Below are 11317 nucleotides of genomic sequence, written 5' to 3'. Positions count from 1 at the left end.
GGCCGCCTTGGCGGCCTTTGCGGCGCCGATGCGCTTGACCACCACGGTGCCCACCGCGGTGGAGATGACCAAAGCGATCAGGATGAACAAAAAACCGAGTGCAAAACGTTCTTGGCTGTCGTTGTCGGAACTACCGGACATGAAGTCTCCCTGTGTCTCTATCAGTGGTGGATGTTATCGGCTACCAATGCTTGGTTACCTTCTTCATTGTAGAGTGATGCCATGACAAGCAGTCTGCCCGCGCCCCTGCGTGATCCCGCCCCCATGCTGGAGCGGGCCCTGCAGCAGTGGGGCGGCCACCGGGATCTGTGGGTGTTTGGCTATGGTTCGCTGATCTGGCGGCCCGATTTCGAGTTTGCCGAGCGCCGCGCGGCCCGCGTGCATGGCTGGCACCGCGCGCTCAAGATGTGGAGCCGCATCAACCGCGGCACGCCCGAATGCCCGGGGCTGGTGTTCGGCATGCTGTCGGGCGGCAGCTGCCGGGGCATGGTGTTCCGTGTGGACAAGGCGCATGCGCGCCAGGTGCTGATCAACCTGTGGCAGCGCGAGATGATGACCGGCGTGTACGACCCGCGCTGGCTGACCTGCCACACGCCGCAGGGCGCCGTGCAGGCCCTGGCCTTCACCCTGTCGCGCAAAAGCCCGAACCACACGGGCGAACTGCCCGACCATGAGTACTGCCGCATCTTCGAGCAGGCCTGCGGCAAGTACGGCACCACGCGCGACTATGCGCAGGCTACCTACGACGAGCTGCGCCGCCTGGGCATCCATGATCGCTCGCTGGGACGATTACTTTCGCTTACCGACAAAAAGCAGGCATAGTGGTGCACCTTGAAGGTGCGAAGACCCCTTCGCAGCTTCCGCCGCCCCCAGCCCGGGGCGGTGCGCAAACTCTCTGCCTTCTTTCAGGAGCCTGAATAACCATGAAGAATCTTCGTCTTGCATCGCTGGCCGTTGCCGTTGCCTCCCTGGCGGGCTGCGCCGCCTTTTCGTCGTCTGGCCCCGCGGCCGTGGCCAGGCTCGAATCCACGCGCGGCAACACCACCACCGGCATGGTGACCTTCACCCAGACGGGCGAGACGGTCAAGGTGATGGGGGAAGTGCGCGGCCTCAAGCCGAATGCCGAGCATGGCTTCCACATCCATGAAAAAGGCGACTGCTCCAGCGGCGACGGCATGAGCACGGGCGGCCACTTCAACCCCGGCGGCAAGCCGCATGGCAGCCACGGCGGCGCCGAGCACCACACGGGCGACCTGCCCAGCCTGAAGGCCGACGCCGGCGGCGTGGCCAAGATCAACTTCGAGTCGCGTTCCATCCGCGTGGGTAGCACCGCCAACGACATCGTCGGCAAGGGCCTGATCGTGCACCGCGACCCGGACGACTACACCACCCAGCCCACCGGCAATGCCGGCCCGCGCCTGGCGTGCGCGGTGATCACGGCGAAGTAGGCAACCGGCCGGCCAGGATCCGTTCGGCCCGGGCCAGGTCCTGCACGGTGTCCACATCGGTCACCGTGCCTTCGTCATCCACCTCCACCAGCCGCAACCTGCCTTGCGCCGCCTGCTCGCGCACCACGCTGGCGGCGCCCTGCTCCCCTGCCAGGGCCAGCAGGCCCGGCAGGCACAGCGCAGAAAACGCCACCGGGTGGCCGCGTTCACCACGGTGCACTGGCACGGCCACCGCACACCCGTACAGCGCGCCCACCATGCCGCGCAGGGTTTCCGGCCGCACCAGGGGCAGGTCCCCGGGCAGCACCAGCCAGCCGGGCGCCGTGGCCGTGGCCCGCACTGCGGCCGCGATGGAATCCCCCATGCCCGGGTGGCCCGCGTCTTCCAGATGCCAGGGCAGGCCGCTGTCGCGCACCGCGGCCAGCGTGTGCTCCAGCACCGGCACGCCGTTGAGCAAGGCACTCAGCTTGTGCACGCCCCCACCCGACGCCGCGAAGCGCTCGCCCCGGCCCGAGGCCAGGACCAGCACCACGGGGGACGGCAGCGGGTCGGGAACGTCAAGCATCACGCCAGCTTGAACGGCAGCTCGCGCGGCGTCTTGCCGGTGAGCTGCGCGATGGCATTGGCAAACGCCGGCGCCAGTGGTGGCAGGCCGGGTTCGCCCATGCCCTTGGGTGGGTCGGCGCTGGGCACGATGTGCACGGCCACCTGGGGCATGTCGGTGATGCGCGGCACGGCGAAGTCGCCGAAGTTGCTCTGCTCCACCATGCCGTCCTTGAGCGTGATGGCGCCGCCGGGCAGGCACATCGACAGGCCCATCAGCGCCCCGCCCTGCACCTGGGCCTCCACGCTCTTCGGGTTGACCGCCAGGTTGCAGTGCACCCCGGCGGTGATGCGGTGCAGCTTGGGCGCGCCGTCCTTGACCGAGGCCTCGACCACATAGGCCACCACCGATTCGAAGGATTCGTGCACCGCCACGCCCCAGGCGCGGCCGGCGGGCAGCTTCTTCTTGCCATAGCCCGACTGGGCCACGGCCAGCTGCAGCGCGGCCTTGTGGCGCGGGTGCTTGTCGCCCATCAGGCGCATGCGGTAGGCTACCGGGTCTTGCTTGGTGGTGCGGGCCACCTCGTCGACCAGCGTTTCCATGGCATAGGCGGTGTGGGTGGAACCCACGCTGCGCCACCACAACACGGGCACGTTGACATCCGGGTGGTGCACCGAGAGCTTCATGGGCACATCATAGGGCTCCTTCATGCCTTCCGTGGCCGTGGCGTCGATGCCGTTCTTGACCATGAAGCCCTCGAACGGCGAGCCCTTGACGATGGACTGGCCCACGATGGTGTGGTCCCAGGCTAGGATGTTGCCCTGGGCGTCGAAGCCGATCTCGGCGCGGTGCACGTGCATGGGGCGGTAGTAGCCGCCCTTGATGTCGTCCTCGCGGCTCCACAGGGTGCGCACCGGCACGGCCAGGCCCGCGGCCAGCGCGGCCTTGGCCACGCTGCAGGCCTCGACCACATAGTCGGCCGTGGGCACGCCGCGGCGGCCAAAGCCGCCCCCGGCCATCTGCGTGTGCACCTTGACGTTCTGCGGCTGCAGGCCCAGGGTCTTGGCTGCGGCCACGGCGTCCATGCCCGGCATCTGCGTGCCCATCCACAGCTCGGCCTTGTCGGCATTGAGCAGCACGGTGCAGTTCAGCGGCTCCATGGGCGCATGGGCCAGGTAGGGAAAGACGAACTCGGCACTGATCTTGTGCGGCGCCCCCGCCAGCGGCGCCATGTCGGCCTGCCGGGCGACCATGCCCGGCTTGGCTGCCAGCTCACGGTAGCTGGCCAGCATCTGCGTGGTGTCGGCTTTCTCGACTGCGGCGGTGTCCCACTCCACCTTGAGCGCATCGCGCCCCTGCTTGGCGGCCCAGTAGCCGTCAGCCACCACGGCCACGCCCTCGCCGCCCCGATCGGTGGGCACGCGCAGCACGGCCTTCACGCCCTTGATGGCCTTGGCGGCCGAGTCGTCGAGCGACTGGAGCTTGGCACCAAACACCGGCGGGCGCGCCACCACGGCGGTCAGCATGCCGGGCAGGCGCACATCGATGCCGTAGTCCTGCAGCCCGCTGGACTTGGCCTTGGCGTCGATCCGCCCCGTGGGCTTGCCGATCAGGCGGAACTGCTTGGGATCCTTCAGCGTGACCTTCTCGGGCACGGGCAGCTTCATGGCCGCTTCGGCCAGCTCGCCATAGCCCAGCTTCTTGCCGCCAGGGCCCACGACAAAGCCGCTTTGCGTGCGCAGGGTCGAGGCATCCACACCCCACTGCGCAGCGGCGGCCGAGACCAGCATGGCGCGGGTGCGGGCCCCGAGCTCGCGGTACTGGGTGTAGGAGTTCTTGATGGAGTTGGAGCCGCCCGTGAGGTGCATGCCCATGTTCGGATCGGCGTAGGCCATGTTGGCATCGCCATGGGTGCTGCGCACCTTGGACCAGTCGGCATCGAGCTCCTCGGCCAGGATCATGGGCAGGCCGGTCTGCACGCCCTGGCCGAAATCGAGCCGGTTGATGGTGACGGTGACCGTGCCATCGGGCTCGATGCGCACGAAGGCCGAGGGCTGCTGGAAGGGCTTGAGGCCCGCGGCCGGTGCAGCCGTGCCCTGGGCGACGGCGGCCAGCGGAAACGCGCCCAGCGCAAAGCCGGTGGCGGCCGTGACCTTGAGGAAGCTGCGGCGCGCGAGGCCTTCATTCAGTGCGGTTCCGGCGGAATCGCATGGCGTCGCCTCCATCAGAGCGCGCAGGTGGCGGGGCATGTGGGCCTGAACGGCCTGGGTGTCGAAGTGCATGGTGTGTTCTCCTCTCAGGCCAGGCTGCGTGCAGCGTCGTGGATGGCCGCGCGGATGCGCACATAGGTGCCACAGCGGCAGATGTTGCCGGCCATGGCAGTGTCGATGTCGGCATCGCTGGGCTTCTTCTTGCCCTTGAGCAGGGCCGTGGCGCTCATGATCTGGCCACTCTGGCAGTAGCCGCACTGCGCCACGTCGTGCTTGACCCAGGCGGCGTGCACGGCCTTGCCGACCTTGTCGCTGGCGGCAATGGCCTCGATGGTGGTGATCTTCTGGCCTGCCGCCGCCGAGATCGGCGTGACGCATGAGCGGATCGGCGCACCGTTCAGGTGCACCGTGCAGGCCCCGCACAAAGCCTGGCCGCAGCCGAACTTGGTGCCGGTCATGCCCAGCGTGTCGCGCAGGGCCCAGAGGATGGGGGTGGATTCGTCGGCGTCGACGGCCGTGTCTTTGCCATTGATATTCAAGGTGGGCATCGTGGGTTCTCCGTGGGGGATGTTTTTTGGGGGAAACGGGTAGAACGGTAAAGCGGCGACATGTCAGCGGCGCCATCGCCTGTGATCGGGGCGCAGCAGGTACAGGGACAGGTCGTGCGGCGGCATTTTTAAGAGAATGTTTATTCGATCAAAGCGCAAATCGCTGGCTCATGCTTTGAGGGCGTCCCAGCACAGCGTGAAGGCCATCTGGTGCAGGGCTTCGTCGTCGGGCAGCACGCCCGTGCGCACCAGGGTGGCGGTTTCGCGCACCGATCCGATCAGGCTGGCCGTGAGCAAGGGCACCGGCACGGCTTTCAATATCTCCTGCTGCTGGCCCTCCTGCATCAGGGCGTAGAAGCCGGCCATCAGGCGCGTGGAGAACTCGCGGTTGCCCTCGGTGAACCAGGGCGAGTTGTAGTACTGCTCCTGGAACACCACTTCGGCATGCTGGTCGAGCCGGTGGCGCAGCAGGTTTTCCCAGATGCGGCGCACGCGCGCGCGGTACGGCAGGCTGGGCACCACGCCTTCCATGATGCGGGCGGCGGTCACGGTCTTGGCGTCCTGGTAGAGCTGGCTGATGAGGTCGTCCTTGGACGGGTAGTACACATACAGCGTGCTCGTGGCGATGCCCGCGGCGCGCGCAATCTGGGCCATGGTCAGGCCGCTCAGCCCGGTCTGGCCCACCAGGTCGAAGGTGGCCTGCGCAATCGCGCGCTGCTTTTCATCGTCTTTGGGTTTCATCGCCATTCCAATATAAGCGAATTTTTATTCGGCAACAACCGGCCTCCCCAAGGGCGGTTTGTGCGGGTGCACAATCGTGGACATGACCACCTCCATCGCCGATCTGCGCAAGAGCTACGAACGCGCCGAACTCAACGAAGAAGCCTCGCATGCTGCACCCCTGCAGCAGTTTGATCAATGGCTCAAGGAAGCCATTTCCGCCCAGGTGCCCGAGCCCAACGCCATGACCCTGGCCACCGTGGGCGGGGACCTGCGCCCCAGCACGCGCATCGTGCTGATCAAGGGCTATGACGAACGCGGCATTGTCTGGTTCACCAATTACGAGAGCCGCAAGGGCCGCCAGATCGCAGGCAACCCGTTTGCGGCCCTGCAGTTCCACTGGGTGGAGCTGGAACGCGTGGTGCGCATCGAGGGCGTGGTGGAAAAGGTCAGCGACGAAGAAAGCGACGCCTACTTTGCCAGCCGCCCGCTCGATTCACGCATCGGCGCCTGGGCCAGCCCGCAAAGCCAGGTCATCTCTGGCCGCAGTGTGCTGGTGGCCAACGCGGCCAAGTACGGCGCCCAGTTTTTGCTGAGCCCCCCGCGCCCGCCGCACTGGGGCGGCTACCGACTGAAGCCCGAGCAATGGGAGTTCTGGCAGGGCCGCAAGAGCCGCCTGCACGACCGGCTGCGCTACCGCCTCGACGGCGCGGACTGGGTGCGAGAGCGGCTTGCGCCCTGAATCAGACCAGGTACCTGGTCACCAAAATGATCACCACCGGCATGGTGATCAGAGCCAGAGCGGTGGATACGGCCACACTGGCCGTCACCTCGTCCTGCGCCACCTCGTAGCGCTGCGAGAACAGGAACACATTGGCCCCCACGGGCAGCGAGGCCGCCACCACCATCACGGCCAGCGGCATGCCCGACAGGCCCATGGCCCAGCCCACCGCCGCCATGGCGATGGGGTGCACCAGGCACTTGACCAGCGCGATGCGCATGGCCGCGCGGAAATGGGTGCCCACCTTGGTGAAGGCCAGCGTCACGCCCACCAGCAGCAGCGCCAGCGGCCCCAGGGCCTGGCCCAGCAGCTCCAGGGGCTTGTCGATGACCAGCGGGATCGGCAGGCCCGTCTGCGCATACAGCAGGCCCGCGATGATGGGCAAGGGAATCGGGTGGATGATGCCGTTGCGCACGGCCATGAGCACCGTGCGCAGCATGGACCGGCCTTCATGCCCCGGGGTGCCGGCGCGCTCGCGTGCCGCCGCCAGCTCGAACACCACGGTGGCGGCGGTGAGCAAAATCAGCGCGTGCAGCGAGATCAGAGTGAACAGCGTGACCAGACCGGCCTCACCGAACACCAGGCCCACCAGCGGCACACCGATCATCACCGTGTTGCTGAACATGTTGGCCAGCGCCCGCGCCGCCGCCAGGCTGGTGAAGCCCTGCAGCAGCATGGTGCCGCCGAATACCAGCCCCGCCGCCGCGAAGTACGCGGCGATGGGCGCAAAATCCACATCGCCCAGGTGCACTGAACCCATGGTTCGGAATAGCAGCGCCGGGGTCAGCACCATGAACACCAGGTTAGAGAGGTCCTTGACCGAGCCCGCCCGTATCCAGCCCCGGTTGCCCGACAGGAAGCCAATGGCGATGAACAGGACGACGGGGATCAGGGAGGCGAAGACGGGGGAGTTCACGAGGGAAGCAGCGGCGCGGGGGAAGGCAGCGAGTGTAGTGCCTCCAAGGGTTTTCCCTCAGTCCAGTCCATCAAACACCGCATCGTCCGGCCCGATGTGCGAGGGCGAGCGCCAGCCGGCATCGCGCATGGAGCGCGCTACCTGGTTCTCGACCCCCATCAGCACCGCGAACAGCGCCATGCGCACGGGGATGCCGTTGTCCGTCTGGCGGAAGATGGCCAGGCGCGGGTCGTGGTTCAGGTCGGTGCTGAGGTCGTTGGCGCCCGGGCGCCCATCGCGCGGCAGCGGGTGCATGAGGATGGTGTCGCTCTTGCACAGCTCGTCCACCAGCGACTTGCGGATCTGGAACTCGGGCGTGTAGCCCTCGATCGCCTCGCCCACGAAGCGCTCCTTCTGGATGCGCGTGGCGTACACCACGTCGGCGCCGCGCAGCCCTTCCTGAAGCGACGAAGTCTGCTCGATCACATGGCCGTTGCGCGCCACCAGCTCCAGCAGGTAGGGCGGCATCTCCAGCGACGGCGGAGCCACCAGGCTGAACTTGAGCCCTTTGTACAGCGCCAACAGTCGGATGAGGGAGTGCACCGTGCGGCCGTACTTGAGGTCGCCGACCATCGCCACATGCGTGCCGTCAACCAGCTTGCCCAGGCGCGAGAACTCGCGCTGGATGGTGTAAAGGTCCAGGATGGCCTGGCTCGGGTGCTCGCCCGGGCCGTCGCCGGCGTTGATCACGGGGATGTTGGTGGCACGCGCGAACTCGGCTACGGCCCCCTGCTCGGGGTGGCGCACCACCAGCGCATCCACATAGCCGGCCATCACGCGGCTGGTGTCGTAGATCGACTCGCCCTTGGCCATGGACGAGAAGGTGAATCCCGTCGTGTCGCACACCGTGCCGCCCAGGCGGCAGAACGCCGCGCCAAAGCTCACCCGGGTGCGCGTGCTGGCCTCGAAGAACAGGCTGCCCAGCACGGCCCCTTCGAGCACACGCGAGACCTTCTGGCGCCGGGCGATGGGCTGCATCAGGTCGGCGACCTGGAACAGTTCTTCCAGGCTGCCCCGGTCGAACTGCGCCACCGAGAGCAGGTGCGGCCGGCCCTCGGCCGCGATGCGCTGCGCCAGCGGCTGGGCGGCGGGCGCCCTGCCCCGCTCTTCGCCAGTGCTGTGCGCGGCATGCGTGAGCAGGATCTCCGAGACGAACTTCTCCACCATGTCCGGCATGCTGCGGGCCTCGCCTGAATCGGCCGGCAGCAGCCAGGTGTCCAAGGCCCGGCGGCGCACGCCCAGCCGGTCGGAAAACGCATCGCGCGTCAGGTTGAGGCGGCGCATTGCGTCGCGCAGGAAGTCTTGCTGGCTGTTCATGGCCCTGAATTATACGCAATGAGCAAATTCATAAAACGCATTGCGTATATTCATGCAGCGGGTGCCTGGTCGCCGACAACCATCAACTAAGGTAAACCCAGTCCCTCGCAGCCACCAGAAGAGTAGGATGAAAGCACTTGTTACCGCGGCTGGGCATCGCTTGCAGCGATGACCGGACAGGCCCACGTCAGGGACGCCATGACAACAACAACCTCATGTGCACAAAGCAGTCGGCTTGCCCTCGGGATCTGCATGGCCGTCTGTCTGGTGCCCGGCGCCCGGGCCGAGGCCGATGTCGCCCAGCTGCCGCTGGAGCAGTTGATGCAGATGGAGGTTCGCACCGCGAGCCGCTACCTGCAAAGCGCGCTGGAGGCCCCCGCCGCGGTGAGCGTGGTTACTGCGGAAGACATCCGCACCTTCGGCTACCGCAACCTGGCCGAGATCCTGGCCAGCATGCGCGGGCTGTATGTGTCTTACGACCGGTCCTACCACTACCTGGGCATGCGCGGCTTTTCCACGCCGGGGGACTACAACACCCGCGTGCTGTTGCTGGTCGACGGGGTGCGCTTCAATGACAACCTGTACGACCAGGCGCCGGTGGGCACGGACTTCCCCATCGACATCGACCTGATCGAACGCGTGGAGTTCGTGCCCGGCCCGAGCGCGGCCGTCTATGGCGCGAATGCCTTTTTCGGCGTGGTCAACATCATCACGCGTGAAGGCCGGCAGATGAAGGGCGCGCAGCTCGGCACCGAACTGGGCAGCCACGGCCACGCCCGGCTGCGCTTTTCGCTCGGCACGGTGGACGGATATGGCGGCGACTGGCTGGTGTCCGCAACGCGCTCCACCCAACGGGGCGAGGACCTGTACTTTCCGGCCTACGATACGCCGGGCCAGAACCAGGGCATCGCACAGGGTCTGGACTTTGACCGCAGCACCAGTTTCTTTGCCAAGTTCCGGCGCGGGGGCGTCACGCTGTCCCTGACGCACGGCGAGCGCCAGAAGGGCCTGCCCACCGCAGCGTTTTCGCAGGTGTTCAACGACCCGCGCTCGCGCGTGATCGATTCCAGCACCCGCCTCGCGGCAGAGTACGCCGGGCAGTGGAACCCCACCCTGCATTTCACGGCAAGGCTCCATGGCGGCCAGTATCGGTATGCGGGCGACTATGTCTACGACTACCCGCCCATCACAGCCAACCGCGACATCGGCCGCGGCCGCTGGGTGGGCTCGGAACTGCAATGGATGAGCACCGCGTTTCAGCGGCACAAGATCTCCTGGGGCATGGACTACCGGCGGGATCTGGACATCACCCAGCGCAACCTGGACCTGGCGCCCGAAGCATACCTTCTGGACAGGAGCGGCAGCGGCGATGTCATGGGCATCTACCTGCAGGACGAGGTGGCCCTGCGCCCCGACCTGGTGCTGCATGCTGGGCTGCGCTGGGGCAAGCACTCGGACAGCCGGGGCGGCCTGCACCCGCGCCTGGGCCTGGTGTACTTGGTGGGGCCGGCCACGGCCGTCAAGCTGCTGTATGGAACGGCCTACCGGCCGCCCAACGCCTATGAGCGCGACTACCGGGTCGAGACCCCCGGCGGGGTGGTGGGCACGGACAGCCTGCGCTCCGAGCGCATCCGCACCACCGAGCTGGTACTGGAGCATGCCCCCGCGGGAGCCACCCGCGCGCTGGTCACGGTATTCCAGTCGCGTGTCTCGCATCTGCTGGCCATTGGCGATGCGCCGCAGCCGGACCGCCTCATGTTCAGCAACGCCGGCAACAGCGTCGGCGTGTACGGGGTGGAGACGGAGGTCGAGCAGCGCCTTGGCCCCGATGCCCGGCTGCGCCTGGCCTACAGCTGGCAGCGGGCGCGCGATACCCTGACGCGGCAGACCCTGGCCAATTCGCCCCGGCACCTCTTGAAGGCGCAGTGGTCCACCGCCATCGGCAATGCCGACGCCGCCCCCTGGGCACGGGGGCGCCTGGGGCTGGAGGCCATCGCCATCGGCGCGCGCAGCACCCTGGCATCGCGCCTGCCGGCCCATGCGGTGGCCAACCTGAACTACACCACGCGGCTGGCGGGAACGGAGGTGTCCTTCGGGATCTACAACCTGCTGGACCGGCGCTATGCCGACCCTGCATCCTTCGAGATCCGGGGGGACTCGATCGTGCATGACGGCAGGACCCTGCGCCTCAAGCTCACCCATGCGTTCTAGGCCATGCCACACCTGCACCGCCTGTACCAAGCCCTGCTGGTGGGGTTGTGCGTACTCGCGTGCGGCCAGGGGGCCGGTGCGCAGGAGCGGGTGGGCGAAAACGAGCTGAAGGCGGCCTATGTCTTCAACTTCATCCAGTTTGTCGAATGGCCGCAGGGCGATGGCCGTGCCGGCGCCGACTGGACCATCTGCGTATCCCCCTTCAGCCCCCTGAAGCGCAACCTGCTGGCGCTGGAGGGGAGGCCCGCGCGCGAGGACAACCCCATCCGCATCCGGTTGTGGGAGGCCAATGAGCTCAACGACTGCCGTGTGCTGGTCCTCAGCGGCGCCGACACCGACCGCGCCCTGCGTGCCTTGCGCGCCCTGCCCGGCAGGACAGCCGTGCTGACCATCACCGACGACCCGGCCGCCGCCCCGCCGGAGATCATGATCGTCCTGCACCGCGAGGGCGACCGCATCGTCTTCGACATCAACGCCGACGCCATCGGCAAGGCCGGCCTGTCGGTCAGCTCGCGCCTGCTGCGCCTGTCCCGGGGGGCGCGATGAACCGCGACCGCCCCGCCACCGCCGACTCGCCGCAGCT

At 67.5% G+C, this 11317-nt stretch carries 11 protein-coding genes and 1 pseudogene; 5 read left to right on the top strand and 7 right to left on the bottom strand.

The window, feature by feature from the left end:
* A pseudogene (locus tag ACK59X_RS04370) lies at positions 1-141 on the bottom strand (OmpA family protein); the annotation flags it as partial.
* An 81-nt stretch (positions 142-222) separates the two neighbouring features.
* Between ACK59X_RS04370 and ACK59X_RS04365 the strand changes: the two are divergent.
* Positions 223-822: a gamma-glutamylcyclotransferase gene (locus ACK59X_RS04365; protein WP_409955489.1), complete on the top strand. Its 600-nt coding sequence runs from the start codon at positions 223-225 to the stop codon at positions 820-822.
* 101 nt (positions 823-923) lie between these two features.
* The gene (locus ACK59X_RS04360; protein ID WP_409955488.1) at positions 924-1448 is read left to right on the top strand and encodes a superoxide dismutase family protein; all 525 of its coding nucleotides are present in this window, start codon (positions 924-926) and stop codon (positions 1446-1448) included.
* Here ACK59X_RS04360 and ACK59X_RS04355 read toward each other — a convergent pair.
* From ACK59X_RS04355 to ACK59X_RS04340, 4 genes are all read right to left on the bottom strand, one after another.
* A complete protein-coding gene (locus ACK59X_RS04355; protein WP_409955486.1) occupies positions 1435-2013 on the bottom strand; it encodes an NTP transferase domain-containing protein in 579 nt (192 codons plus the stop codon). The genes ACK59X_RS04360 and ACK59X_RS04355 overlap by 14 nt on opposite strands.
* The gene (locus ACK59X_RS04350) at positions 2013-4274 is read right to left on the bottom strand and encodes a molybdopterin cofactor-binding domain-containing protein (protein ID WP_409955484.1); all 2262 of its coding nucleotides are present in this window, start codon (positions 4272-4274) and stop codon (positions 2013-2015) included. Before ACK59X_RS04350 ends, ACK59X_RS04355 begins: the two co-directional genes overlap by 1 nt.
* A gap of 14 nt (positions 4275-4288) precedes the next feature.
* Positions 4289-4750 (bottom strand): (2Fe-2S)-binding protein, encoded by a 462-nt coding sequence (locus tag ACK59X_RS04345; protein WP_409955482.1) that lies wholly within the window; start codon positions 4748-4750, stop codon positions 4289-4291.
* Between the two features lie 168 nt (positions 4751-4918).
* Positions 4919-5491, bottom strand: a complete 573-nt coding sequence (locus ACK59X_RS04340; protein ID WP_409955480.1) for a TetR/AcrR family transcriptional regulator — start codon at positions 5489-5491, stop codon at positions 4919-4921.
* 82 nt (positions 5492-5573) lie between these two features.
* On the opposite strand from ACK59X_RS04340, the gene pdxH reads away from it, so the two are divergent.
* The gene (gene pdxH, locus ACK59X_RS04335; RefSeq protein WP_409955478.1) at positions 5574-6212 is read left to right on the top strand and encodes a pyridoxamine 5'-phosphate oxidase; all 639 of its coding nucleotides are present in this window, start codon (positions 5574-5576) and stop codon (positions 6210-6212) included.
* Between the two features lies 1 nt (position 6213).
* Here pdxH and ACK59X_RS04330 read toward each other — a convergent pair whose 3' ends face one another.
* Positions 6214-7167: an AEC family transporter gene (locus ACK59X_RS04330; RefSeq protein ID WP_409955476.1), complete on the bottom strand. Its 954-nt coding sequence runs from the start codon at positions 7165-7167 to the stop codon at positions 6214-6216.
* Positions 7168-7224: 57 nt separating this feature from the next.
* Complete coding sequence (locus tag ACK59X_RS04325; RefSeq protein ID WP_409955474.1) at positions 7225-8523, bottom strand: aspartate carbamoyltransferase; 1299 nt, start codon at positions 8521-8523, stop codon at positions 7225-7227.
* A gap of 252 nt (positions 8524-8775) precedes the next feature.
* Between ACK59X_RS04325 and ACK59X_RS04320 the strand changes: the two genes are divergently transcribed.
* A complete protein-coding gene (locus ACK59X_RS04320; protein WP_409955473.1) occupies positions 8776-10734 on the top strand; it encodes a TonB-dependent receptor plug domain-containing protein in 1959 nt (652 codons plus the stop codon).
* A 3-nt stretch (positions 10735-10737) separates the two neighbouring features.
* Positions 10738-11280, top strand: a complete 543-nt coding sequence (locus tag ACK59X_RS04315; protein ID WP_409955471.1) for a YfiR family protein — start codon at positions 10738-10740, stop codon at positions 11278-11280.
* Positions 11281-11317 lie beyond the last annotated feature (37 nt).

This window comes from Acidovorax sp., from assembly GCF_046339755.1.
Lineage (GTDB): Bacteria > Pseudomonadota > Gammaproteobacteria > Burkholderiales > Burkholderiaceae_C > Acidovorax.
This window is presented reverse-complemented; position numbering and strand designations above follow the sequence as displayed.